The sequence below is a fragment of the Allostreptomyces psammosilenae genome, assembly GCF_013407765.1.
GTDB lineage: Bacteria > Actinomycetota > Actinomycetes > Streptomycetales > Streptomycetaceae > Allostreptomyces > Allostreptomyces psammosilenae.
This window is the reverse complement of sequence record NZ_JACBZD010000001.1, coordinates 2,862,788-2,887,434: the sequence shown is the minus strand read 5'-3', so window position 1 is coordinate 2,887,434 and position 24,647 is coordinate 2,862,788. Positions and strand designations below refer to the sequence as shown.

18 protein-coding genes and 2 tRNA genes are annotated in these 24,647 nt (G+C 74.4%); 15 read left to right on the top strand and 5 right to left on the bottom strand.

Annotated features, from left to right (window positions below; all coding sequences use genetic code 11):
- Positions 1-15 precede the first annotated feature (15 nt).
- From dnaN to FHU37_RS11755, 8 genes are all read left to right on the top strand, one after another.
- Entirely contained in the window at positions 16-1,146 is a 1,131-nt protein-coding gene (gene dnaN / locus FHU37_RS11790) for a DNA polymerase III subunit beta (RefSeq protein WP_179814145.1), read from the top strand.
- A gap of 373 nt (positions 1,147-1,519) precedes the next feature.
- Positions 1,520-2,398, top strand: coding sequence for a phosphogluconate dehydrogenase (NAD(+)-dependent, decarboxylating) (gnd, locus tag FHU37_RS11785; RefSeq protein ID WP_179814144.1), 879 nt, complete (start codon positions 1,520-1,522; stop codon positions 2,396-2,398).
- 1,194 nt (positions 2,399-3,592) lie between these two features.
- Positions 3,593-4,819 carry a DNA replication/repair protein RecF gene (recF, locus tag FHU37_RS11780; protein WP_179814143.1) on the top strand — a complete coding sequence of 409 codons (1,227 nt, stop codon included), beginning with the start codon at positions 3,593-3,595 and terminating at the stop codon, positions 4,817-4,819.
- Positions 4,819-5,433, top strand: a complete 615-nt coding sequence (locus FHU37_RS11775) for a DciA family protein (protein ID WP_179814142.1) — start codon at positions 4,819-4,821, stop codon at positions 5,431-5,433. Before recF ends, FHU37_RS11775 begins: the two co-directional genes overlap by 1 nt.
- A 501-nt stretch (positions 5,434-5,934) precedes the next feature.
- The gene (gyrB, locus tag FHU37_RS11770) at positions 5,935-7,977 is read left to right on the top strand and encodes a DNA topoisomerase (ATP-hydrolyzing) subunit B (protein WP_179814141.1); all 2,043 of its coding nucleotides are present in this window, start codon (positions 5,935-5,937) and stop codon (positions 7,975-7,977) included.
- Positions 7,978-8,066: 89 nt separating this feature from the next.
- Positions 8,067-10,739, top strand: coding sequence for a DNA gyrase subunit A (gene gyrA / locus FHU37_RS11765; RefSeq protein ID WP_312892567.1), 2,673 nt, complete (start codon positions 8,067-8,069; stop codon positions 10,737-10,739).
- A gap of 198 nt (positions 10,740-10,937) precedes the next feature.
- A complete protein-coding gene (locus tag FHU37_RS29305; RefSeq protein WP_179814140.1) occupies positions 10,938-11,654 on the top strand; it encodes a DUF3566 domain-containing protein in 717 nt (238 codons plus the stop codon).
- Between the two features lie 138 nt (positions 11,655-11,792).
- Positions 11,793-11,866 (top strand) — tRNA-Ile (locus FHU37_RS11755).
- Between the two features lie 120 nt (positions 11,867-11,986).
- Here FHU37_RS11755 and FHU37_RS11750 read toward each other — a convergent pair.
- Positions 11,987-12,925, bottom strand: coding sequence for an EamA family transporter (locus FHU37_RS11750; protein WP_179814139.1), 939 nt, complete (start codon positions 12,923-12,925; stop codon positions 11,987-11,989).
- Positions 12,926-13,038: 113 nt separating this feature from the next.
- Between FHU37_RS11750 and FHU37_RS11745 the strand changes: the two genes are divergently transcribed.
- From FHU37_RS11745 to FHU37_RS11735, 3 genes are all read left to right on the top strand, one after another.
- Positions 13,039-13,596 carry a MarR family winged helix-turn-helix transcriptional regulator gene (locus tag FHU37_RS11745; protein WP_179814138.1) on the top strand — a complete coding sequence of 186 codons (558 nt, stop codon included), beginning with the start codon at positions 13,039-13,041 and terminating at the stop codon, positions 13,594-13,596.
- Positions 13,597-13,923: 327 nt separating this feature from the next.
- Entirely contained in the window at positions 13,924-14,064 is a 141-nt protein-coding gene (locus FHU37_RS27460; protein WP_312892566.1) for a DLW-39 family protein, read from the top strand.
- A gap of 247 nt (positions 14,065-14,311) precedes the next feature.
- Complete coding sequence (locus FHU37_RS11735) at positions 14,312-15,904, top strand: hypothetical protein (protein ID WP_179814136.1); 1,593 nt, start codon at positions 14,312-14,314, stop codon at positions 15,902-15,904.
- A gap of 59 nt (positions 15,905-15,963) precedes the next feature.
- Here FHU37_RS11735 and FHU37_RS11730 read toward each other — a convergent pair whose 3' ends face one another.
- The gene (locus tag FHU37_RS11730) at positions 15,964-17,271 is read right to left on the bottom strand and encodes a serine/threonine-protein kinase (RefSeq protein WP_179814135.1); all 1,308 of its coding nucleotides are present in this window, start codon (positions 17,269-17,271) and stop codon (positions 15,964-15,966) included.
- Positions 17,272-17,353: 82 nt separating this feature from the next.
- A complete protein-coding gene (locus FHU37_RS11725) occupies positions 17,354-18,034 on the bottom strand; it encodes a helix-turn-helix domain-containing protein (protein WP_179814134.1) in 681 nt (226 codons plus the stop codon).
- A 193-nt stretch (positions 18,035-18,227) separates the two neighbouring features.
- On the opposite strand from FHU37_RS11725, the gene FHU37_RS11720 reads away from it, so the two are divergent.
- Positions 18,228-18,300 (top strand) — tRNA-Ala (locus tag FHU37_RS11720).
- Between the two features lie 94 nt (positions 18,301-18,394).
- On the opposite strand, the gene FHU37_RS11715 is transcribed toward FHU37_RS11720, so the two are convergent.
- Positions 18,395-19,024, bottom strand: a complete 630-nt coding sequence (locus tag FHU37_RS11715) for a TetR/AcrR family transcriptional regulator C-terminal domain-containing protein (RefSeq protein ID WP_179814133.1) — start codon at positions 19,022-19,024, stop codon at positions 18,395-18,397.
- Positions 19,025-19,161: 137 nt separating this feature from the next.
- On the opposite strand from FHU37_RS11715, the gene FHU37_RS11710 reads away from it, so the two are divergent.
- Together FHU37_RS11710 and FHU37_RS11705 are read left to right on the top strand one after the other, a co-directional pair.
- On the top strand, positions 19,162-21,012 hold the full coding sequence (locus FHU37_RS11710) for an ABC transporter ATP-binding protein (RefSeq protein ID WP_179814132.1): 1,851 nt from the start codon (positions 19,162-19,164) through the stop codon (positions 21,010-21,012).
- A complete protein-coding gene (locus FHU37_RS11705; protein WP_179814131.1) occupies positions 21,009-22,736 on the top strand; it encodes an ABC transporter ATP-binding protein in 1,728 nt (575 codons plus the stop codon). The genes FHU37_RS11710 and FHU37_RS11705 overlap by 4 nt, the downstream gene beginning before the upstream one ends.
- A 76-nt stretch (positions 22,737-22,812) precedes the next feature.
- Here the strand turns inward: FHU37_RS11705 and FHU37_RS11700 are convergent, their stop codons facing one another.
- On the bottom strand, positions 22,813-23,742 hold the full coding sequence (locus FHU37_RS11700) for a DUF5324 family protein (protein ID WP_179814130.1): 930 nt from the start codon (positions 23,740-23,742) through the stop codon (positions 22,813-22,815).
- A 270-nt stretch (positions 23,743-24,012) separates the two neighbouring features.
- On the opposite strand from FHU37_RS11700, the gene FHU37_RS11695 reads away from it, so the two are divergent.
- Entirely contained in the window at positions 24,013-24,537 is a 525-nt protein-coding gene (locus FHU37_RS11695) for a peptidylprolyl isomerase (RefSeq protein WP_312892564.1), read from the top strand.
- Positions 24,538-24,647: the final 110 nt, after the last annotated feature.

Genomic DNA, 24,647 nt, shown 5'->3' with positions numbered 1-24,647 from the left:
AGGAGGCGGTGACCGGTGAAGTTCCGGGTGGAGCGTGATGTCTTCGCGGAGGCGGTGGCCTGGACGGCCCGCAGCCTCCCGGCACGACCGCCGGTGCCCGTGCTCGCCGGCATCCTGCTGGAGACGGGCGACGGCCGGCTGAGCCTGTCCGGCTTCGACTACGAGGTCTCCGCACGGGTCGAGGTGGAGAGCGAGATCGAGGAGCCCGGCAAGGTCCTGGTCTCCGGCCGCCTGCTGGCGGACATCTCCCGCTCGCTGCCGAACCGCCCCATCGAGGTCAGCACCGAGGGCCCGAAGGTCGTCGTGGTCTGCGGCAGCGCCCGCTTCACGCTGATGACCCTCCCGGTCGAGGAGTACCCGTCGCTGCCGGCGATGCCCACCTCCTCCGGCACCGTCACCGGGGAGACCTTCGCCTCCGCCGTCAGCCAGGTCGCGGTCGCGGCCGGCCGTGACGACACCCTCCCGGTGCTCACCGGCGTGCGGATCGAGATCGACGGCGACGAGGTCACCCTCGCCGCCACCGACCGCTACCGGCTGGCGATGCGCACCCTGCGCTGGAAGCCGGAGAACGCCGGCACCTCCGCGGTGGCCCTGGTCCCGGCCAAGACCCTGGCCGACACCGCCAAGTCGCTGGCCGGCGCGGACCACGTGTCCCTCGCGCTGGCCGACGGCGGCGCGGGCGAGGGCCTGATCGGTGTCGAGGGCGCCGGCCGGCGGACCACCACCCGGCTGATCGACGGCGACCTGCCGAAGTTCCGCTCGCTCTTCCCGGAGGAGTTCAGCGGCTACGCCACCATCGAGACGGCCCCGCTGGTCGAGGCGGTCAAGCGGGTCTCCCTGGTGGCGGAGCGCAACACCCCGGTGCGGCTGTCCTTCACCCAGGGCGTGGTGACCCTGGAGGCCGGCTCGGGCGAGGACGCCCAGGCGTCCGAGCGGCTCGACGCTGACCTGCAGGGCGAGGACATCACCGTGGCGTTCAACCCGCAGTTCCTGCTCGACGGCCTGAGCGCGATCGACGCCCCGGTGGCCCAGCTCGCCATGACCACCGCCACCCGGCCCGCCGTGCTCTCCGGCAAGCCCGCGGTGGACGCGGAGGCCGACGAGTCCTACCGCTACCTGATGATGCCCATCCGGCTGTCCGGCTGACCGGCCGTCCCAGCGCCCCACGGCCCCGCCCGGCGGTCCCTTCGGCCACCGTCCCTCCCGGACGGTGGCCACGGGCCCGCGGCGGGGCCGTCGCGCGTCCTGCAGCCGTCTGCCGGCCGTCTGCCGGCCGTGCCGCGTGGCCCGGCGGGCGTGGCTCGACGTGGGGCGCCGGGCGGGAGGGCGTAATCTCGATATCGAGAAAAGACGGCCCCGAAACCGCCTGCCGCGCGAGATCCGCGCACCGTGGCGACGGCCGGGCCCGAACGGTCCGGCCGCGGGCGCCGGCCGCGGTCGCCGTGCGCGCGGACCATGGCGGTCCGCGTCGTGCGCCGCACACCCGCGATGGCAGCACGTCAGAAACGAAGGTTCAGTCATGCAGCTCGGACTCATCGGCCTCGGCAAGATGGGCGGCAACATGCGCGAGCGGATCCGCCGCGCCGGCCACACCGTCATCGGCTACGACCGCAACCCGGAGCTGGCCGACGTCCCCAGCCTCCAGGCCCTCGTCGACGCCCTGGAGGGGCCGCGCGTGGTGTGGGTGATGGTCCCGGCCGGCGCACCGACCCAGAGCACCATCACCGAGCTCGCCGGACTGCTCTCGGCCGGGGACATCGTGGTCGACGGCGGGAACTCCCGCTGGACCGACGACGCCGAGCACGCCGCCCTGCTCGCCGAGCACGGCATCGGCTTCGTGGACGCGGGCGTCTCCGGTGGCGTGTGGGGCCTGGAGAACGGCTACGCCCTGATGGTCGGCGGCCAGGCCGAGCACATCGCCGCCGTCCAGCCCATCTTCGACGCCCTCAAGCCGGAGGGCGAGCACGGGTTCGTGCACGCCGGCAAGGTCGGTGCCGGGCACTTCGCCAAGATGGTCCACAACGGCATCGAGTACGCGATGATGCAGGCCTACGCCGAGGGGTGGGAGCTCCTCCAGGCCGCGGACGCCGTCACCGACGTGCGCGAGGTCTTCCGCTCCTGGCAGGAGGGGACGGTCATCCGCTCCTGGCTGCTCGACCTCGCCGTCGACGCCCTCGACGCGGACGAGCACCTGGAGAAGATCCGCGGCTACGCCGAGGACTCCGGCGAGGGCCGCTGGACGGTGGAGGCCGCGATCGACCACTCCGTGCCGCTGCCGGCGATCACCGCCTCGCTCTTCGCCCGTTTCTCGTCCCGCCAGGAGGACTCCCCGCAGATGAAGCTGGTCGCCGCCCTGCGCAACCAGTTCGGCGGCCACGGGGTCTCCACCGGCGCCTGAGCCCCAGCGCAGCCCCGGCCGCCGGCCCTGTCGCTCCCGCCCCGGCGGCAGGGGTGACAGGGCCGGGGCGCTGTCCGGGCCGGGGCGGGTCGGCCGGGCCGGCCGGGCTGAGCCCAGCCGGCCCGGGCCGCCGGCCGGCAGGCGGGAGGCGCTGCCCAACCCGCGCGGGCGACCGACCGCGCGCGGAGGCAGGGAGGCCCCGGTCCCTCGCGCGCCGCCTCGCCATGCCGCCTCGCACGCAGCGGAGAGCCCTGGCCCGCCGCTTGCTCACGAAGCCCCGGCACGCCGTGTGCCGCGTGGCCCGGCCCGCCTCACGCCTCGGGGCCCTGACCCGTCTCACGCCGCGGACGCCCTGACACAGCTCACGCCGCGAAGCCCTGGCCCGTCCCACGCCGTGGAGCCCTGGCTCCAACGCGCGCCGCGAAGTTATCCACAGGCTGTGGGAAGGGTCCTGCGCTCGGTGACCACCCCGTGGGATCCTGGATTCGGGGGGCCCACCCGGAGCCCCCAAGACTGCGTTGCGCGTGCGACCGATGTGAATGGCCAGCGCTACCGGTGCGGATGTGGCGGTCCACCGGTCAGGATGCGGCGCGTCACGGGTGTGGATGGGCTGAGCTCCTCCGCGACACCGCCAGGAACATGCCAGCACTCCCGGCACAGGCCCGCCCTCGTCTCGGGGGGACCCCCTGTTTCAGGATCCCATGGGCCGTTGGCGTGGCGCAGCCCCCCAATCACAGCCTGTGGATAACTACCGTCCGGCGAGCGGATCCCCTCCTCATCCCCGCGTACACAACCCATCGAGGCCCCGTGTACAACGCCCCGGGGCCGCGCATGCCACGGTCCCAGCAGTCGGCGAGCGGCGGCCAACAGTCCGCAACCGGCAACCGACCAACCGGCAACCGACCAACCGGCAACCGCCGATCCCGCTCGCAGCCGGAAACCGGTCCAACCACCGGGTGGTGGCGGCGTCCGGTGCGCGCTTCTGCGAGAGTGGAGGGCCGGCGGCTCGCACCCCTCGGTCCCCGGCCCGCTCGGCTGTCCCCGCGCGCGCGGATGCAGCAGGCTGGGAGAGGAGGCGGCGGGCACGGCCGGCCCCTCCCACCCACCCGGGCCAGCACGGGCGGGTGCCCCGGTAGTTCGGCCCTGGCAGTTCGGCCCCTCGGTAGTTCGGCAGTACAGGCGGTTGACCCACGCATGCATGTAGCCCATCTCTCCCTCGCCGACTTCCGGTCGTACACCACGGCCGAGGTGCCGCTCCAGCCTGGCGTCACGGCCTTCGTCGGCCCGAACGGGCAGGGCAAGACCAACCTCGTCGAGGCCATCGGCTACGTGGCCACGCTCGGCAGCCACCGCGTCTCCTCCGACGCCCCGCTGGTGCGCGCGGGCGCCGAGCGCGCCGTGGTGCGCGCCTCCGTGGTGCGCGAGGGCCGCCCCACGCTGGTGGAGCTGGAGATCAACCCCGGCCGGGCCAACCGCGCCCGGGTGAACCGTTCCGCCGCCACCCGTCCGCGCGACGTGCTGGGCCTGCTGCGCACCGTCCTCTTCGCCCCCGAGGACCTCGCCCTGGTCAAGGGCGATCCGGGTGACCGGCGCCGTTTCCTGGACGAGCTGCTGGTGGCGCGGGCGCCCCGGATGGTGGCCGTCCGGCAGGACTACGAGCGCGTGCTCAAGCAGCGCAACGCCCTGCTGAAGTCGGCCGCGATGGCACGCCGGGCCGCCGGTCGGCGGGTGGACCTGTCCACCCTGGACGTCTGGGACGAGCACCTCGCCCGCACCGGCGCCGAGCTGGTCGCCGCCCGGCTGGACCTCGTGGCCGCCCTGGAGCCGCTGGTGGAGAAGGCGTACCAGCAGCTGGCGCCCGGTGGCGGCGGCACCGGCCTGGAGTACCGGGCGACCGCCTTCCCGGAGGGCGGGGGGCCCACCCCGGCGCCCCCGTCCCACGCCGGCCAGCCGCACGCCGGCCAGCCGCACGCTGGCCAGCCGCACGCTGGCCAGCCGCACGCCGCCGGCGCCGACCGGGGCGCGATCGCCGCCGCGATGCGCCAGGCCGTGGCGGCGGCACGTCCGCAGGAGCTGGAGCGGGGCGTGACGCTGGTCGGCCCGCACCGCGACGAGCTCGGACTGGGCCTGGGCGGGCTGCCCGCCAAGGGGTACGCCAGCCACGGGGAGTCGTGGTCGTTGGCGCTCGCGCTCCGGCTGGCCTCCTACGAGCTGCTGCGGGGGGACGGCGGCGAGCCGGTGCTGATCCTCGACGACGTCTTCGCCGAGCTGGACGCCGGCCGTCGCGAGCGGCTGGCCGAGTCGGTGGGGGCGGCCGAGCAGGTGCTGGTCACGGCCGCGGTGCCGCAGGACGTGCCGCCGGCGTTGACCGGGGCCCGGTTCAGCGTGCGGGACGGCCGGGTGGAGAGGGTGACCGACTGATGCCGACCGGAGCGGAACACCACGAGCGGGCGGGCGCCGCGCCCATCCACACCCCGACGGGCCCCCACACCCCGGCGGCTCCCGTCCACACCCCGGCGGCCGGCGCGGAGCCCCGAGCCCACGCCCAGTCCCCGGCCGAGCCACGCCCGTCCGGTGTGGACCTCGCCCGGGTCGCGCTGCGCGCGGCCAAGGAGCAGGCCCGGCTGCGCGGTGAGCAGAACGCGCAGCGCCGCGAGGCCCGCCGGGGCCGGGGGTTGCGCAGCGGTTCACGGCCGGACGGACGCGACCCCCAGCCGCTCGGTGCCGCCCTGCAACGCCTGATCGCCGAGCGCGGCTGGGAGACGCCGGTGGCGGTCAGCGGCGTGATGAGCCGCTGGCCGGAGATCGTCGGCCGGGACATCGCCCAGCACTGCGTCCCGGAGCACTACAGCGAGGAGGAGCGTGCCGTGACGGTGCGCTGCGACTCCTCCTCCTGGGCGACGCAGCTGCGCTACCTCGCGCCGCAGCTCGTGGCCCGGCTGAACGCGGAGCTCGGGCACGGCACCGTCCGTCTGATCAAGGTGCAGGGCCCGGAGGGGCCGCCCCGGCGGTACGGGCGGCTGCGGGTGCGCTGACGCCGCTCCACTCCCGCCCGGACCCAGGCCCCCAGCCACACCCGCTTGACCCTCGGTACCCGCCGGCCCTCCACGCCCGCAGCACCCACCACCCCCAACGAGTCGGATTCGCCACATTCGCCCACGCTTCACCCCCTTTCCCGTGCACCGCTTCCCACCCCACGGCGGGGCGTCCCGCCCGGCATCCCGGTCGGCCCACGCCGGGTGTCCTCCCGTCAAGCCCGGCAAGCGACGGAGGCTGTGTGTGACGCGCTGAGGGCCCGGGGCGCTAGGGGGGACATGGATGGAGGGGATTGGGAGCGGCACATGCCGATTCAGGGCCCTCCAAACGCCCGCCATGGTCGGCGCTACCGGTAGACTGGATGGCGTACCGCCGAATGCGGTTCCTGTGTGGAAGTTCGCGGCCGGGTGCAGCGCTGTGCTGCCTCGGTCGTGCTGTGCCAGAGAGGGCGCTTCGTGGCCGATTCCGGCAACCCCAGCGAGAACAGCGCAAACCACGCCATGCCCGAGGACGAGAACCTCGAGCAGCCGGCCGCGGACCCGCAGGGGGCCGACTCCGGAGGCAACAAGCAGTCCTACGACGCCAGCGCGATCACCGTGCTGGAGGGCCTCGACGCGGTGCGCAAGCGCCCCGGCATGTACATCGGCTCGACCGGCGAGCGTGGCCTGCACCACCTCGTGTACGAGGTCGTGGACAACTCCGTCGACGAGGCGCTGGCCGGTCACGCGGACACCATCGACGTCACCATCCTCCCCGACGGCGCCGTGCGCGTGGTGGACAACGGCCGCGGCATCCCGGTGGACATGCACCCGGTGGAGAAGAAGCCCGCCCTGGAGCTGGTGCTCACCGTGCTGCACGCCGGCGGCAAGTTCGGGGGCGGCGGCTACGCCGTCTCCGGCGGTCTGCACGGCGTCGGCGTCTCGGTGGTGAACGCCCTGTCCACCCGGCTGTCGGTGGAGGTGCACCGGGACGGCTACCGCTGGACCCAGGACTACAAGCTGGGCGTGCCCACCGCCCCGCTGGAGCGGCACGAGGCGACCGACCGCACCGGCACCTCGGTCACCTTCTGGGCCGACGGCGAGATCTTCGAGACCACCGACTACTCCTTCGAGACGCTCTCCCGGCGCTTCCAGGAGATGGCCTTCCTCAACCGGGGCCTGACCATCACGCTGACCGACGAGCGGGAGACGGCCAAGAAGACCGCCGGCGCGGACACCGCGGGCGCCGACGAGCCGAGCGAGCCGCTGTCCGTCCGCTACCACTACGACGGCGGCATCGTCGACTTCGTCAAGCACCTCAACGCGAAGAAGGGCGAGCCGGTCCACCCCTCGGTGATCGACTTCTCCGCGGAGGACCCGGAGCGGCGGATCGCGGTCGAGGTCGCGATGCAGTGGAACACGGCCTACAGCGAGGGCGTGTACAGCTTCGCCAACACCATCCACACGCACGAGGGCGGCACCCACGAGGAGGGCTTCCGCGCCGCGCTGACCACCCTGGTCAACCGGTACGCCCGGGACCGCAAGCTGCTGCGGGAGAAGGACGACAACCTCGCCGGCGAGGACATCCGCGAGGGCCTGACGGCCATCATCTCGGTGAAGCTGGGCGAGCCGCAGTTCGAGGGCCAGACCAAGACCAAGCTGGGCAACACCGAGGCGAAGACCTTCGTGCAGAAGGTCGTCCACGAGCAGCTGGCCGACTGGCTGGACCGCAACCCGAACGAGGCGGCGGACGTCGTCCGCAAGGGCATCCAGGCGGCCACCGCCCGGGTCGCCGCCCGCAAGGCGCGCGACCTGACCCGCCGCAAGGGGCTGCTGGAGACGGCCAGCCTGCCCGGCAAGCTGAGCGACTGCCAGAGCAACGACCCGACGAAGTGCGAGATCTTCATCGTCGAGGGCGACTCGGCCGGCGGTTCGGCGAAGTCCGGTCGCAACCCGCAGTACCAGGCCATCCTGCCGATCCGCGGCAAGATCCTGAACGTGGAGAAGGCCCGGATCGACCGGGTGCTGCAGAACACCGAGGTGCAGGCGCTGATCTCGGCGTTCGGTACGGGCATCCACGAGGACTTCGACATCGACAAGCTCCGCTACCACAAGATCGTGCTGATGGCGGACGCCGACGTCGACGGCCAGCACATCCGCACCCTCCTGCTCACCCTGCTCTTCCGCTTCATGCGCCCCCTGGTCGAGAGCGGTCACGTCTACCTCGCCCAGCCGCCGCTGTACAAGATCAAGTGGGGCAAGGACGACTTCCAGTACGCCTACTCCGACCGGGAGCGCGACGCGCTGATCAACCTGGGGCGGCAGGCCGGGCGCAAGCTGCCGAAGGACGACGCGATCCAGCGCTTCAAGGGCCTGGGCGAGATGAACGCCGAGGAGCTGCGCGTCACCACCATGGACCCGGAGCACCGGGTCCTGCTCCAGGTGACGCTGGACGACGCGGCCCGCGCCGACGACCTGTTCTCGGTGCTGATGGGCGAGGACGTCGAGGCCAGGCGTTCCTTCATCCAGCGCAACGCCAAGGACGTCCGCTTCCTCGACATCTGACGGGCGCGGCGGCCCCACCGGCCCCGGCCGGGTAGGGCCGCGCCCCCGCCCAGACGTCAGCTCCGCCCCGCGAAAGGACCAGACCACCCGTGGTGGACAGCAACCCCCCCACCGGACCCGAGGGCCCGGGCGGCACCCCCGGCGAGGAGGGCTCCGCGCCCGGCGCCGAGGCCGTCGTCGGCCACCGCACCGAGCTCGTCGGCCTTGAGACCGAGATGCAGCGCTCCTACCTCGACTACGCGATGAGCGTGATCGTGGGCCGCGCGCTGCCCGAGGTGCGGGACGGCCTCAAGCCGGTGCACCGCCGCGTGCTCTACGCGATGTACGACGGCGGGTACCGGCCGGACAAGGGCTACTACAAGTGCGCCCGCGTCGTCGGCGACGTGATGGGCAACTACCACCCGCACGGCGACACCGCCATCTACGACACCCTGGTGCGGCTGGCGCAGCCCTGGGCGATGCGGATGCCGCTGGTCGACGGTAACGGCAACTTCGGCTCGCCGGGCAACGACCCGGCCGCGGCCATGCGGTACACCGAGTGCCGGATGGCCCCGCTGGCCATGGAGATGCTGCGGGACATCGACGAGGACACCGTCGACTTCGAGTCCAACTACGACGGCCGCTCCCAGGAGCCGGTGATCCTGCCGGCCCGCTTCCCCAACCTGCTGGTCAACGGCTCCGCGGGCATCGCGGTCGGCATGGCCACCAACATCCCCCCGCACAACCTGCGCGAGGTGGCCTCCGGCGTCCAGTGGTACCTGGCGAACCCGGAGGTCTCCCACGAGGAGCTGCTGGAGGAGCTGATCCGCCGGGTCAAGGGCCCGGACTTCCCGACCGGCGCGCTGATCGTCGGACACCGCGGCATCGAGGACGCCTACCGCACCGGGCGCGGCTCGATCACCATGCGCGCGGTGGTGGAGGTCGAGGAGATCCAGGGCCGGCAGTGCCTGGTCGTCACCGAGCTGCCGTACCAGGTGAACCCGGACAACCTGGCGCAGAAGATCGCCGACCTGGTCCGGGACGGCCGCATCCAGGGCATCGCGGACGTCCGCGACGAGTCCTCCTCGCGCACCGGCCAGCGGCTGGTGGTGGTGCTCAAGCGGGACGCCGTCGCCAAGGTCGTGCTGAACAACCTCTACAAGCACACCGAGCTGCAGACCACCTTCGGCGCCAACATGCTGGCGCTGGTGGACGGCGTGCCGCGCACCCTCTCGCTGGACGCCTTCGTCCGGCACTGGGTGTCGCACCAGATCGAGGTCGTCGTCCGGCGCACCCGCTACCGGCTGCGCAAGGCCGAGGAGCGGGCGCACATCCTGCGCGGCCTGCTCAAGGCGCTGGACGCGATCGACGAGGTGATCGCCCTGATCCGCTCCTCCGCCACGGTGGAGGAGGCGCGCAGCGGCCTGATCGGGCTGCTGGAGATCGACGAGATCCAGGCCAACGCCATCCTGGAGATGCAGCTGCGCCGGCTGGCCGCCCTGGAGCACCAGCGGATCACGGCCGAGTACGACGAGCTGATGACCCGGATCGGCGAGTACAACGCGATCCTGGCCTCGCCGGAGCGGCAGCGGCAGATCATCAGCGAGGAGCTGGCGGCGATCGTCGAGAAGTACGGCGACGACCGACGCAGCCAGCTGATCCCCTACGAGGGCGACATGTCCATCGAGGACCTGATCGCCGAAGAGGACATCGTCGTCACCATCACCCGCGGCGGGTACGTCAAGCGCACCCGCACCGACCTCTACCGCTCGCAGAAGCGCGGCGGCAAGGGCGTGCGGGGCGCGCAGCTGAAGCAGGACGACATCGTCGACCACTTCTTCGTCACCACCACGCACCACTGGATCCTGTTCTTCACCAACAAGGGCCGGGTGTACCGGGCGAAGGCCTACGAGCTGCCGGACGCCGGCCGGGAGGCCCGCGGGCAGCACGTGGCGAACCTGCTCGCCTTCCAGCCGGACGAGCGGATCGCCGGGATCCTCGCGGTGCGGGACTACGAGGTGGCGCCGTACCTGGTGCTGGCCACCAAGTCGGGCCTGGTGAAGAAGACGCCGCTGAAGGACTACGACTCCCCGCGCTCCGGCGGCGTGATCGCGATCAACCTGCGCGCGGCCGAGGACGGCGGCGAGGACGAGCTGATCGGCGCCGAGCTGGTGGGGCCGACCGACGACCTGCTGCTGATCAGCCGGAAGGCGCAGGCCATCCGGTTCACCGCCACCGACGAGGCGCTGCGGCCGATGGGCCGGGCCACCTCGGGTGTGAAGGGCATGTCGTTCCGGGAGGGCGACGAGCTGCTGTCGATGAACGTGGTGCGCCCGGACACCTTCGTGTTCACCGCGACCGACGGCGGCTTCGCCAAGCGCACCAAGGTTGACGAGTACCGGGTGCAGGGCCGCGGCGGTCTGGGCATCAAGGCGGCGAAGATCGTCGAGGACCGCGGTTCGCTGGTCGGCGCGCTGGTGGTGGAGGAGACCGACGAGATCCTCGCCATCACGCTGGGCGGTGGTGTGATTCGCACCCGGGTTTCGGAGGTACGTGAAACCGGACGTGACACCATGGGCGTCCAACTCATCAACCTGAGTAAGCGGGACGCCGTCGTCGGCATCGCGCGGAACGCGGAGGCCGGGGCGGAGGCCGAGGAGTTGGCGGACGCGGCGGAGGAGGAGGCCCCCGACGCCGGGTCAGCCGCCGATGCGGCAGACTCAGGTGTGGTGGAGTCGGCTACCGACGAGGCGACCGGCTCGAACGAGGAAACACAGAGCTGACGAGACGACACCCGGTCGGCGAGCATGGTCCGTGAGGGCCGTCGTTCGGCCGGGTGCCGGCGGCGGAAGGAACCTGGCACGGTTCCCGCTCTCCTCACACGTCCCCCTTCCCGCCCGGACCCGGGCGGGAAGGGGTTCACGTGATCTCCGGCGGCCTCGCCGGGGATCACCTGTCACCAACCGGCCAGGGAGCATCGGGTGCAGTCCGGCAACTATCAACAGCAGCCACGACAGTCCGGCACGTCCGGCTCGGCCTCGGCTTCGGGATCGGGGTACGGGCAGGCGTCCACGGGCGGCGGGGCGGGTCAGTACGGCGGGTACGGGGCGAATCCGTCCCAGTACTCTTCCTCCTCCTCATCGGCCTCGGCCGGGCAGGGGTACCAGTCCCAGAACTACTCCTCCGGCGGATACGGTTCCGGCTCCGCGGGCGCCGCCACGACCGCGCCCGCCCGCCCCACCGCCCAGCCCACGGCCGGCCAGCCGCCGGCGCAGCGGGCCGGTCAGCCCTCGGCCGCCGCGCGCCCGGCCACGGGTGGCGCGGCGCGCACCCGGAAGGCGCGGCTGCGGGTCTCCAAGGTGGATCCGTGGTCGGTGATGAAGGTCAGCTTCCTGCTGTCCATAGCGATAGGCGTGGTGGCCGTGGTGGCCGTGGCGCTGCTGTGGATGGTCCTGGACTCGGTCGGGGTCTTCCAGACGGTCGGCGAGACCATGCGGGAGGTCACCGGCAGCCAGGAGGGCGACGGGATGGACCTGCTGACCCTGCTGGCGTTCGGCCGGGTCATGACGATCACCGCGGTGGTCGCGGTCATCGACGTGGTGCTGGCGACCGCCCTGGCCACGATCGGCGCGTTCATCTACAACATCGCCGCCCAGTTCGTCGGCGGCCTCGAGGTCACCCTGGCCGAGGAGGACTGACCGGGGACGGTCTCCGCGGGTCCGCCCGCGGAGACCGCCGCGACGGGGATGGATTTGGGCTCACGCCCGGCGGTGCGGTAACCTCCTCTTGTCCGCGAGGGAGCCCCGAGCGGAACGGATCGGTCCGAACCGGTCCCCGGGCCTATAGCTCAGTCGGTTAGAGCGCTTCCCTGATAAGGAAGAGGTCAGTGGTTCAAGTCCACTTAGGCCCACCGTAGCGAAATAGCAGGTCAGAAGCCTGACATCCGGTTGTGGATGTCAGGCTTCGGTCGTTTACGGGGCGGTTGTGGGCCCGCTCGCGTCTCGTCCAGGTCTCGGCCGGATCGGGTCGCTCAGGCGGCGGTCCGGGCGTGGGCGGGGATCGGGGGCCGCGGGGCCGGCTGGGTGGGCGGCGGTGGGGGGTTCCGGCGGGCGGCGGGGAGCTGGGCCAGGACGGTGCCCAGCAGGGCCACGGCGCCGCCGAGGAGCTGCCAGCCGGTGAGGGTCTGCCCCAGCAGCAGCCAGCCGAGCGTGGCGGCGGTGAGCGGGCTGAGCAGGCCCAGGAAGGACAGCGGGACGGCGCCGAGGGCGGCGATGCCGCGGAACCACAGCCAGTAGGCCAGGGCCGTGTTCAGGAGCGCCAGGTAGGCGTAGCCGGCCAGGTTGACGGCGGTGAGCGCGGGCGGGGCGCCCTCGGTCCAGGCGGCGACCGGGAGCAGCAGCAGGCCGCCGGCGGTGAGCTGCCAGCCGGTGAGGGCGAGGGCACCGGCGTCGGCGGGCGGGCCCCAGCGCTTGGCGAGCACGGTGGCCAGGGCCATGGAGACGGTGCCGGCGAGCGCGGCGGCGACCCCGACGGCGTCGAGCCGGGCGGTGGCCCGCAGCACGACCAGGGCGATGCCGCCGAGGGCGGCGACGCCCAGCAGGGCGGGGCGCAGCCGGAGCCGCTGGCCGAGGAGCACGGTGGACAGCAGCATCACCACCAGGGGTGCGGCGGCCCCGGCGACGGCCGCCACGCCGCCGGGCAGCCGGTAGGCGGCGATGAAGAGGGTGGCGAAGAAGACGCCGATGTTGAGCGCGCCGAGCAGCGGGGCGCGCCACCACCATGCGCCGCGGGGCAGCGTGCGGGTGACCGCGAGCAGCAGCAGGCCGGCGGGGAGGGCGCGGGCCACGCCGGTGAAGAAGGGGCGGTCGGGTGGTAGCAGTTCGGTGGTGACCAGGTAGGTGGAGCCCCAGCTGATCGGGGCGAGGGCGGCGAGCAGGGTGGCCTGGCGGGTGGCGCGGGACGCGGACATGGGAACCCCCGAGGTAGCTTGGCGCTAACTAGCTTACTCCTAAGCTAGTTAGCGCCAAGAGTGTTATGGCTCACTGGCTCACCGGTGACACGGGGAGGCGGAAGAATGGGCGCATGGACCAGCAGGACGGGCCGCCCCGGGCGGACGCGGTGGACGCGATCATCGAGCAGTGGCGGCGGGAGATGCCGGCGCTGGACACCCTCCCCATGGAGGTGTTCGGCCGGATCCACCGCGTCTCACGCGCCGTCGGGGACGCCGTGGCGCGGGTCTACGCCCGCCACGGGATCGGCCGCGGCGAGTTCGACGTGCTGGCCGCGCTGCGCCGGGCCGGGGAGCCGTACGAGCTGGCGCCCGGGCGGATCGCCGCCACGCTGATGCTCACCTCGGGCGGCATGACCGGCCGGGTGGACCGGCTGGAGCGCAGCGGGCTGGTGGAGCGGCTGCCCGATCCGCACGACCGGCGGGGGCTGCGGGTGCGGCTGACCGAGGCCGGGAGGGCCGCCGTGGAGGAGGCGGCGGAGGAGGGGCTGCGGGTGCAGCACCGGATGCTGGCGGGCGTGCCCAGGGAGCGCCTGGAGCACATCAACGGGCTGCTGCGGGAGCTGCACGCCGCCGTGCACGACGACGCGGCGCGCGACGACGCCGGCGGGGCGGTGGGGGGCAGCCGGTAGCCGTCGGCCGGTGCCCGGTCGTCCCGTCCGCCCGTTCACCCGTCCGCCCGTCCCGGGGCCGGGCCGGGGGCCGGACCGGGCGGTGCCGGTGGGACACTCGGGGGCGTGCGCGCCCCGCGTGACGGGGCGGAAGGTATCGGACGGGTCACGGCCGATGTGTATCATCGCGGTCAGGTGCCGCGTGCGCACCGACCGGTCGGACCGGCCCTCCCGGACAAGGGGGGCGGGCAGCCGGAGGCGCCGCGGGAACCGGGTTCGCCACTCGTGACGTCTGTCGGCACGGCACCTGTTCCAGCCCTCCAGAGTGAAGAAGGACGAGGTCGCGCGGTGAAGAAGCTTCTTGTCGTCGCACTGGCTGCCGTGGGCGGTTTCCTCGTGTACCGCCAGATCCAGGCCGACCGTCGCGAGCAGGACCTGTGGACCGAGGCCACCGACCCGGTTCCCACGGCCTCCGGCGCGGGCAGCTGAACGGCTCGGCGGCGGTGGGGACAGCCGTGACGGCGGCGCGCTGAGAGCGGCGCCCGCGCCCCACGGATCGCGGAAACACCAGGGGCGGGCCCCGGCCGGAGCGGCCGGGGCCCGCCCCTTTTCCCGCACCGTCCCCGGGACGGGCGGACGCCCTAGCCTGACCAGGACCACGGGCCGCGGCAGCGCGGAGGCGGTGTCACGGCCGACGACGGGCACGCCCCCCGGGGGGCGTGACGGGGGAGGACCCATGGACCATCGGGGGACCGCGAGACGCCGCCGTGGCGGCCGGTGGCGGACCGCCCTGCCGGCCCTGCTGGCCGCCGGCCTCGCCCTCCCCCTCGGCGGGCCCGCCGTCGGCGTGGCCGCCGAGGGGGAGGGGCCCGACGGCGGCGCGGCGGCGCCCTACGCGCTGCACGGTGAACCGGTCGAGGGGACCAACACCACCGCCGGCGCTCCACGACTCACCCGCGGGGCGTACCTGGACGACATCGCCCCGGGGGAGACGCTCTACTACGAGATGTCGCTGGAGGCGGACGACACGGTGCTGGCGTCGGCCACCCTGGTGCCCGGGCCGGGCAGCGAGGTCGACGGCTCGGACGGCGTGGAGATCTTCTTCAGCCGGCCCGACGGCACCTCCTGCGGCAGCGAGGGGCCGACCGACTTCTCCGACCTCGACTTCGCCGCCCCGATCACCGCGACGGCCGGCCGGAGCCTCCGCGAGGGCGCCGTCGAGACCTGCACCCACGCGGGCGTCTATCTGCTCACCGTCACCCGGTCCGGCCCGAACGAGCCGGGCTTCGACGCGGACGCCTATCCGCTGGAGATCACGGTGACCGAGGAGCCGGCCCTCGCCGCCGGCTCCTCCCCCGGCCCGGCCGCGACCGAGGTGCCCGAGGAGCCCCCGGTGGCGACCGACCTCCCGGAGGAGGTCGCCGGCGGGGAGGGCTTCGCCACCGCCGCCCCACTGCTGGCCGCCACCCGGACGGGTGACTCGGCCGTCCGGGTGGACGCCCTGGCGGCCGGGGAGAGCCGGTTCTACCGGGTGCCGGTGGACTGGGCGCAGAGCCTGGCCTACACGGTGGAGTTCGCGGGCGTGGCGGGGGCGGCCGACGCCGGGGAGCGCGCCGACGTGGCGGTGCAGCTGTTCAACCCCGCCCGGCAGCGGGTCGGCTACCCGGAGACCGCCTACTACGACGGCGATCCGGAGCAGGTGAACGGCGTCACGGTGCCGGTCGCCCACGCCAACCGGGAGGAGTACGCCCCCGACACCAAGCCGATGCGGTTCGCCGGCTGGTACTACCTCCAGGTGTCGCTGAGCCCGTCCGTGGCCCGGGTGCTGGGCGACGGCGCCTCGCTGGGTGTCACGCTGCGCGCCGTGGTGAGCGGTGAGGCAGCGGCGGAGCCCGGCTACGCCGAACCGCTGGAGCAGTACGGGCTCGGTGTCACCGAGGAGAGCTGGCAGGGAATCCGGGGCGGTGACGGCGCCTCGGGGACGTCGGCCGGCCCGTCGGCGCTGCGACTGGCCGGCTTCGTCTCGCTGGCCGCCGGCGTCGCGCTGGCGGCGGTGGTTGCAGTGCTGGCCGTACGGCGGCGGGGCGGTGCCGGCCGTGCCGGCCGGGGCCATGGCGGGGGCCACGGTAGCGGCCGCGGCGGCGGGGGCGGCCACGGCCACGGCCACGGCCACGGGGGGAGTGTGCACGGGATCGGTCTCGGGCACGCCGGTGGCCACGGCGGTGGCACCGGGCGGTCCTTTCCGGGGCAGGGTCACCCCGGCCCGGGCGGTGTCGGGGTGACCGGTTACGGCCCGACGCCGGGCGGCGGGGCGTACCCCGCGTCGTGAGCCGCGCCGGGCGCTGTTTCACGTGAAACCGCGCCCGGCGGCCGGCGAGGACGGACGCCTCAGCCGGTCGCCACCGCCCACAACCCGAAGGCGATCAGGACGACCGAGAGCAGCCCCAGCGCGATCAGCAGACCGGATCCGCCGGCCGGAGCGGTCATCGGGGCGACGGCCGTCGGGCCGGTCGGCGTGGGCAGGGGGCCGGGCGCCGGCGTGGATGGGCCGCCGAACCCGCCGGCCGCAGGCGTCGGGGTGGCGCCGGGACCTCCGAGCGGGCCGGGCCCCGCGGGCGCCGTCGGCGGCCCCGGGTGCGCCGCCGGGGCGGTGGGCGCCGGCGAGACGGGGTGCGAGGGGGGCACCGCGTGCGGCGGTGGCGCGGCGTGCGGCGGCGCGGCGTGCGGTGGCGCGGGCCGCGTGCCGCCGTGCTCCGGCCCGGCGGGCCCGTAGCCGGGCGGCAGCGGGCCGATCCGGTCGGGGACGTCCAGCCAGTGGTCCTCGCCCCCCAGGCCGTCCGGCCCGCCGTGGCCCTCGCCGTACCCGCCGTACCTGCCGTACCCGCCGCCTCCGGCGCCCTCGCCCAGCAGGGCGCGTACCGCGGCCAGCTCCCGCCGCACGCCCAGCGCGGAGCCGAAGCGTTCCTCCGGGCGGGGACGGAGCAGCGTGCAGACGACCTGCCAGAGCGGGTCCGGTATGCCGCCGCGGGCGGGCGGCCGGGAGTGGCCGGCGAACTCCGCCAGCAGCATGTTCTGGTCCATCCGCTGGGCGGTGAGCATCTCCAGCAGCACCACGCCGACGGCGTAGAGGTCCTGCCGGGGTTCCGGGTCGGCGCCGTCGAGCTGTTCCGGGGCGAAGTACCCGAGGGTGCCGACCACGAAGGAGGCGGCGGTGAGCCGTGGCTCGCCCTGGCGCACGGCGATGCCGAAGTCGGACAGGTAGAGGTGGGGCCGGCCGGTGCCGGTCGCCCGCAGCAGCAGGTTCGCCGGCTTGATGTCGCGGTGCACCACGCCCTCGTCGTGCACGGCGGCGAGGCCGGCGAGGAGCTGGTCGGTGAGCAGCACGGCGGTGCCCGGCGGCAGGGGGCCGCCCGCGCGGAGCAGGCCGGCGACCGAGCCGCCGGTGACCAGCTCCATGGTGAACAGCACCTGGTCGTCGTCGGCCGCCCAGCTGGTCGGGGCCAGCACGTGCGGGTGGTCGATGCGCAGCGCCTGCTCGCGCACGAACCGCATGAGCGCGTGGGCGTCGCGCTGTTGCAGGATCTTGGCGGCCACGTAGCGGCGGAGCCGGTGGTCCCAGGCCCGCCAGACCTCGCCCACCCCGCCGCGCCCGATCGGGTCGACCAGTTCGTACCGGCCGGCGAACACCTCACCCATCGCCCGCGTCCACTCCCCTCGTCCGGGCGGCCGTCCCGCGCGTCCCGGCCGTCGGGAGGGGCGCGCGTGCGGACGGCGCCCGTCAGGACGGCGGACGGGGCAGGTGCGCCCGGTAGTGCCGGACCGCCTCCTCGGCGGAACCGGTGCCGTAGATGCGTAGGAACTCTGCCAGGTCCGGGTTGTCGTCGGCGAGTTCGCCGGCGGCGCGGGAGATCTCCTCGGGTGGGCAGATGGTGTGCAGCAGGCTCTGGATCTCCCTGACGACGACCGGCACGGCAGTGGGCGGGCCGGGGCGTGCCGCGGCCTCGCCGGCCGCGGCGGCGGTCGCGCCACCGCTCGTGGCGTCGGCCGCGTGGGCGCCGCCGTGCTGGGGGTTGCCGACGCCGAAGCCGCCGCCGGAGGCGTTGCCGCCGGCCTGGATCTCGGCCACGCGGGCGGCGGCGCCGGCGGCGTCGATCTCGCCGGCGCGCAGCCGGGCGTCGAGTTCGCGCAGCGCGTCGAGGCGGCGCACCGCCACCGGATTGCCGATCTTGGTGCGCCGACCGTGCATCAGCTGGGAGAGCATGGGGGCGGACAGGCCGAGGACGCCGGCCAGCCGGGACTGGTTGAGGTCCAGGTCGGCGAGCAGCCGCCGGAAGAGGTCGCCGAGCGGTTCGCCGTACCAGGCGCGCTGGAGCTGGCGGGCGCGTTCGGTGGCGTCCCGGGACGGTGCGCCGCCACCACCGGGGCTGGGCGGCGGCTGGTCCTCCCGGGTGGTCTGCATACCTGGAGCGCTCCTGCTGGCGGCGGAAGACGGGCGGCCGGGGCGCGCCGCTTTCGTAACAGCATGTTACGGAGCGGCGACGGATACCGGAAGTGTGTGTGCTCCACATGCCGCAGGGCGGCACCCGCGCTGCTTGCCGTTCCGGCCCCGGCACCCGGTATCGTGGAGCCAGCCCGTGTACCGTCGCGGGCGCGGGGCCTTAGCTCAGTTGGTAGAGCGCTGTCTTTGCATGGCAGATGTCAGGGGTTCGACTCCCCTAGGCTCCACGTCGAAAAGCCCGTCCGACCGCGCAACCGCGGTTCGGAGGGGCTTTTTTGGTGTGTCCTCGGTCCGTGCGGGGAGGGGGCGTCGGGCGGGGTGTCAGGGGCGTTCGAGCTCCCTGGCGAATCCGGCCAGCAGCGCGTCGAGCGCGAAGTGGAAGCGCGTGTCGGCCGGTTCGTCGCCCGCCTCCCGGGCGGCGCGGACCAGCAGCGGGTAGGCGTCCGGGTCCGAGGAGGCCAGGCCGTCGTCGACGTTGCCCGCCCGGGCGGCGGCGTGGCCGACGACGAAGCTGGTCAGGGAGTAGAGGACGTCCAGGGTCCGGGGCAGGGGGAAGCCCGCCTCGTACAGCATGCCCACCACGCCCTCCAGCGTGCGCAGGTTGCGGGGCGTCATGGCGGGCCGGGACAGCAGCAGCGGCACGGCGTGCGGATGGGCGGCGAGCGCGTCCCTGAGCGCGTGGGCGTAGGCGCGCAGGACCTCCCGCCAGGGAGCGGTGCCGAACTCGGGGGGCACGGCCTCCGCGACGACCTGCTCGATCATGCCGTCCAGCAGGGCGGCCTTGTTCGGCACGTGGTGGTAGAGGGTCATCGCCTCCACGCCCAGCTCGGCGCCGAGCCGGCGCATCGACAGGGCCTTCAGTCCTTCCTGGTCGGCGAGCCGCACGGCCGCTTCCAGGACGGCCTGCCGGGTGAGCCCCGCGCGCTGCCCGCGAGTCCTGTTGGCCGCCATGGCGCCTTCCCTTCGGTACCGGACGCCCCAGGATCCGGGTTGACGATTCTTACATCGTAAATATAGCGTCGGGCCGCAACCTTACGTCGTAAGAATCTCTCCTGCGGATCCGATGCGAAGGGGCGACGGTCCGGACCATGACCACCACAGGGCTCGCCGACGCGAGGAAACAGTCCACCCGGCCACCCGAGGACGCCGGTCCCGCGCAGCACCCCCCGGAAGGGCCGGGCCTGGCGCGGCTGCTGCGTCCCTACGCGGGGGGCTTCACCGCCGTGATCGTCCTCCAGGTCGTCGGCGCCGTTGCGGGGTTGGCGCCGCTGCTCGCGGTCGTCGAGCTCGGCCGCGCCCTGCTCGCGCCCGGCCCGGTCGACCCCGGCCACGTCCGGGTCACCCTGGTCGCGGGGGCGGTCGGCCTGCTCGTCCGGCTGCTGTTCACCGCCGCCGCGGCGGGAACCGGCCATCTGCTCGACGCCCGGGTGCAGTTGGCGTTCCGCCGGCAGCTGGCCGCGCGGCTGGGACGGGTGCCGATCGGCTGGCTCTCCGGCCGCCGCAGCGGTGAGCTGGCCAAGCTGGTGGGCGACGACGTCGGCGCCGTGCACCCGTTCATCGCCCACACCCCCGGCGAGCTGGTCTCCGCCTTCGTCGTGCCGCTGGTGTCCCTGGTCTACCTGTTCACCGTCGACTGGCGGCTGACGCTGGTCACCCTGATCCCGGTGGCCGCGGCGGTGGCGCTGGTCCCGCTGATGATGACCCCGGCCCGGCTGCGCGAGCAGGCCGACTTCGACGCCGCCATGGCGCGGATCGCGGGCTCCGTCGTGGAGTTCGTCCAGGGCATCGCGGTGGTCAAGGCCTTCGGCGGGGGCGAGCGCGCCCACCACGAGTTCCGCACGGCCGCCGACGACTTCGTCGCCACCTTCCGCCGCTGGGTGCACGGGATCTCCCCGATCGCCGCGGGGATGCAGCTGGTGCTCTCGCCCCCGTTCGTGCTGCTGGCCGTGCTGACCGGCGGCGCGGTACTGATCACCGGTGGGGAGCTGGCCCCGGCCGACCTGCTGCCGTTCCTGCTGCTGGGCCTCGGGCTGACCGCCCCGGTCGCGGCGCTCGGGCACGGCTTCGACGAGACGCAGGCCGCCCGCCGCGCGGTCGGCCGGATCCGCGACGTGCTCGCGGTGCCGCCGCTGCCGGAGCCGGCGCGCCCGGTGGTGCCGCGCGGCCACCGGGTGGAGCTGCGCGGCGTCCGCTTCGGCTACGAACCCGGCCGCGAGGTGCTGCGCGGGATCGACCTGGTGCTGGAGCCGGGGACGGTCACCGCGCTGGTCGGGCCGTCCGGCAGCGGCAAGTCCACCCTGGTCCAGCTGCTGCCGCGGTTCTTCGACCCGACCGGCGGCTCGGTCCACCTCGGCGGCGCCGACCTGCGCGAGCTGGACAGCCGGGAGCTGTACCGGTGGGTCTCCTTCGTCTTCCAGGACGTCCACCTGCTGCGCGCCTCGGTCGCGGACAACATCGCGCTGGCGGTGCCGGACGCCGACCGCGAGGACGTGCTGCGCGCCGCCCGGCTGGCGAACGTCCACGACCGCATCCTGCGACTGCCGCGCGGCTACGACTCGGTGATCGGGGAGGACGCCCGGCTGTCCGGCGGCGAGGCCCAACGGGTCGCCCTCGCCCGCGCGCTGCTGGCCGACACCCCCGTCCTGGTGCTCGACGAGGCGACCTCCTTCGCCGACCCGCACACCGAGCGGGCGGTGCGCCGCGCCCTGGAGACGCTCCGGGGGAACCGGACGGTCCTGGTCATCGCCCACCGCCTGGAGACCGTCGCCGGCGCCGACGCCGTCGCGGTGCTGGAGGACGGGCTGATCGTCGAGCACGGCCCGCCCGCCGAACTGCTCGACGCGGGCGGGAGGTTCTCCGCGCTGTGGGGATCCCGGCCGGCGGCGGGCGGCACCGGAGAAGGCGAACGGCACGGCGAACCAGGGGGAGACCCGCGATGATCCGGATGCTGCTGCGCGTGCTGGGCCACCGGTACTCCGGCCCGATGCGCCGCACCCTCGCCCTGATGACCACCACCGCGGTCGTCGAGGGCCTGTCCTACGCCCTGCTGGTGCCCGTGCTGCGGGCGCTGCTCGGGGACGCGCCCGGCGACGCCCGGCCCTGGCTGGGCGCGTTCGGGGCCGCCGTCGCGGGCTACGCGGTGCTGCGCTACCTCAGCGACCTGTCGGGGTTCCGCGTCGGCACCGCGCTGCTGCGCGGGGTGTACCACCGCCTCGGCGACCACCTGGCCCGGCTGCCGATCGGCTGGTACGGCCCGGCCCGGGTGGGAGAGGTCTCCGCCCTGGCCGGGCAGGGCGTGCTCCAGGCGATGAGCGTGATCGCGCACCTGCTGGCGCCGTTCGTCTCCGCGGCCGTGACGCCGCTGACGGTCGTCGGCGTGATCCTCGTCCTCGACTGGCGGCTGGGCCTGGCCGCGCTGGCCGCCGTCCCCGTCGTGGCGGCGATCCAGATCCTGACCGGACGGGCGACGGCCGCCGAGGACGCGCGGCGCGCCGCCCGCGACCGCGAGGCCACCGGGAGGGTCGTCGAGTACCTCCGCGCCCAGCCCGTGCTCCGCGCCGGCGGCCGGACCGCCGAACGCTTCCAGCTGCTCGACGACGCCCTGCGGGAGGTCCAGCGCGCCTCACGCCGCTCCACGCTGGCCACGCTGCCCGGCGCGCTGGGGCTGACGCTGACGGTGCAGGCGGCCTTCACCGCCGTGCTGGTCCTGGGCGCCCACCTCGCGCTCGACGGCCGCGTCGGGGCCGCGGAACTGCTGGCGATCCTGGTGCTGACCGCCCGCTGCGCCGATCCGCTGCTGTCGCTGGCCGACCTCGGCGGGAAGCTGCGTGCCGCGCGCGGCGAACTGGCCCGGCTCGACGCGGTGCTGCGCACCGAGCCGCTGCCGCAGCCGGCCGAACCGGCCCGACCGGCCGGCCACGCGGTGGAGTTCGAGTCGGTCGCCTTCCGGCACGGCGGGCGCACCGTCCTCGACGGCCTCACGCTGTCCGTGCCCGAGGGGCAGCGGCTGGCCGTGGTGGGGCCGTCGGGCGCGGGCAAGACCACGCTGCTGCAGCTGCTGGCGCGGTTCCACGACGTGGACGCGGGCGCGGTGCGCATCGGCGGCGCGGACGTGCGCTCCATCGGCACGGCGGAGCTGATGGCGCGGTTCGCCATCGTCTTCCAGGACGTCTACCTCTTCGACGGCACGATCGAGGAGAACGTGCGCCTGGGCCGCCCCGACGCCACCGGTGCCGAGGTCCGGGCGGCCGCGGCGGCGGCGCGGCTGGACGAGGTGGTCGAGCGGCTGCCCGAGGGGTGGTCGACCAGGGTCGGCGAGGGCGGCGCCCGGCTGTCGGGCGGCGAGCGCCAGCGCGTCTCGATCGCCCGGGCACTGCTGAAGGACGCGCCGATCGTGCTGCTGGACGAGGTCACCTCCGCGCTCGACCCGGTCAACGAGGCGGCCGTGCACGCCGGCATCGAGCGGCTGATGGCGGGGCGCACCGTGGTGATGGTCGCCCACCGGATGCGCACCGTCCGCCACGCCGACCGCATCGTCTTCCTCGACGCCGGCAGGATCGTCGAGGAGGGTGGCCACGACGAACTGCTGCGCCGCGGCGGCCGCTACGCCGACTTCTGGAACCTCTCCCTGGCGCCCGCGGCCGGCGGCCGGGGCCGGGAGTGACGGGCGAGCGGGCGCCGCACCGGGTCCTGCGGTACGGCGCCCGCTCGCTCCGGCGGGTGCGGCGGGAGGGGTGGGGTCACAGTCCGCCGGGGCCGGGCTGGGTGGAGTCCTTGGCGGAGTCCCCGGAGTTCTTGGCGGAGTCCTTCGGGGCGCCGGATTCGCCCTGCCGGGGCGCGCGGCCCTCCGTCCCCTCCGCCCGGCCCTGCCGCGGCCTCACCCGCTCGGCGGTCTCGGTGGCCTTGCTCCTGGCGGCGTCGGCGGCGTGGCCCACGGCCTCCTTGGCGGAGGAGGCGGTGCGCGCCGCGGTGGCGCGCAGCTCGTTGGTGACGCCGCCCTCGATGCGCTCGCCGTCGGCGCCGCTGCCGGAGGGGTCGCTGCCGAGCGGCCGGGCGCCGGTGCCGCCGGAGGCCTCGAAGACCTCGGTGGCGGTGTCGTCGCCGAGCCAGTCCGGCTCGTTGCGGCGCTGCCACGTCCGCCAGGCCACCGCCGCGGCCGCCGCGGTGGCGGCGAACAGCAGCAGGGCCCGGGCGCTCCGGGCCCGCCGTTCGCGCCGGTGCCGGCGGCGCAGCAGGCGCTCCACGTCCTCGGCGCTCACCTGCCCGCGCAGGGCGGCCAGCGCGGCGCCGCCGCGGGAGGCGGCCTCCTCCCGGTAGGGCTCGGCGACCTGCCGGGCACCGGCCACCGCGGCGCCGACCCGGGGAGCGGCGTACTCGGCCGCCCGGTCCACGCCGGCGCGGGCGCGGTGGGCCGCGCCCTTGGCGGCCTGTTCGAGCACCACGGGGACGTTCCTCCGGGCGGTCCTCAGGTAGGGCCGGACGTCGGACCGGTAGCGGGCGCGGGCCGCCGCGCGCGCCAGTTCGACGCGCGGGGCCACCCGGGACCGGGCCTCGTCGGCGTAGGTGATGGCCGCCTCCCGCGCCGCGACCGCGCGGGGGGCGAGCTGATGCCTTGTTCGTCGGGCGGCGTCCCGCACGGTGTCGAGCCGTGCCGCCACTGCGTCGGGCACGAGAACCTCCTCCTGGGGTGGTGTTCGGGTGACCCCTTTCCCGTTGCAACCACATCATTCCTATTTGCGGTCTTTTCGGCGCGTTGTACCGGGCTCCGGCGGAGCGTCCGGGTACCCGTGTCACCCGTGCGGTCCCGGCGGCGCCGTCCCGCCACCCGCCCGCCCGTGCGCCTGGCGCGGGGCGCGGGGCGGCGTGGGAGGATGCGGGCGTGGTGGCGGGCGGCCGTCCGCCGCCGCGCGAGACCATCTGTACGCGACGGAAGGCGCATCGTGGCCCAGGAACTGATTGCCACCATCAAGACCAACAAGGGGGACATCGCCGTCAGGCTGCTGCCCAACCACGCGCCGAAGACGGTGAAGAACTTCGTGGAGCTGGCCGAGGGCACCCGGGAGTGGCTGGACCCGCGCACCGGCGCCAAGACGACCGCCCGGCTCTACGACGGCACGGTGTTCCACCGGGTCATCGAGGGCTTCATGATCCAGGGCGGCGACCCGCTGGGGAACGGCACCGGCGGCCCGGGCTACAAGTTCGCCGACGAGTTCCACCCCGACCTGCAGTTCTCCAAGCCCTACCTGCTGGCCATGGCCAACGCCGGCCCCGGCACCAACGGCTCGCAGTTCTTCATCACCGTGGGCCCCACCCCGCACCTGAACAACCGCCACACCATCTTCGGCGAGGTGGTCGACCCGGCCAGCCAGGCCGTGGTGAAGGCGATCTCCGAGGTCAAGACCGACCGCGGGGACCGTCCGGTGGACGACGTGGTGATCGAGTCGGTCTCCATCGAGCGCCGCTGACCCGGCGGGCCGCACCGGCCTGGCACCGGGTGCGGTGAACGCGTGACCGCCGCCGATTTTCGGCCTGACGACCGTCGGCCCGATCATGGCCGAAAATCGGTGGCCCGCGG

Coding starts and splice junctions, on each gene's coding strand:
- FHU37_RS11745 (WP_179814138.1), top strand. CDS start 13,039: ATGGACCAGCAGGACGGGCCGCCCCGGGCGGACGCGGTGGACGCGATC.
- FHU37_RS11710 (WP_179814132.1), top strand. CDS start 19,162: ATGACCACCACAGGGCTCGCCGACGCGAGGAAACAGTCCACCCGGCCA.
- FHU37_RS11735 (WP_179814136.1), top strand. CDS start 14,312: ATGGACCATCGGGGGACCGCGAGACGCCGCCGTGGCGGCCGGTGGCGG.
- recF (WP_179814143.1), top strand. CDS start 3,593: ATGCATGTAGCCCATCTCTCCCTCGCCGACTTCCGGTCGTACACCACG.
- gnd (WP_179814144.1), top strand. CDS start 1,520: ATGCAGCTCGGACTCATCGGCCTCGGCAAGATGGGCGGCAACATGCGC.
- gyrB (WP_179814141.1), top strand. CDS start 5,935: ATGCCCGAGGACGAGAACCTCGAGCAGCCGGCCGCGGACCCGCAGGGG.
- FHU37_RS11775 (WP_179814142.1), top strand. CDS start 4,819: ATGCCGACCGGAGCGGAACACCACGAGCGGGCGGGCGCCGCGCCCATC.
- FHU37_RS11750 (WP_179814139.1), bottom strand. CDS start 12,925: ATGTCCGCGTCCCGCGCCACCCGCCAGGCCACCCTGCTCGCCGCCCTC.
- FHU37_RS11715 (WP_179814133.1), bottom strand. CDS start 19,024: ATGGCGGCCAACAGGACTCGCGGGCAGCGCGCGGGGCTCACCCGGCAG.
- FHU37_RS11725 (WP_179814134.1), bottom strand. CDS start 18,034: ATGCAGACCACCCGGGAGGACCAGCCGCCGCCCAGCCCCGGTGGTGGC.
- FHU37_RS11730 (WP_179814135.1), bottom strand. CDS start 17,271: ATGGGTGAGGTGTTCGCCGGCCGGTACGAACTGGTCGACCCGATCGGG.
- FHU37_RS11705 (WP_179814131.1), top strand. CDS start 21,009: ATGATCCGGATGCTGCTGCGCGTGCTGGGCCACCGGTACTCCGGCCCG.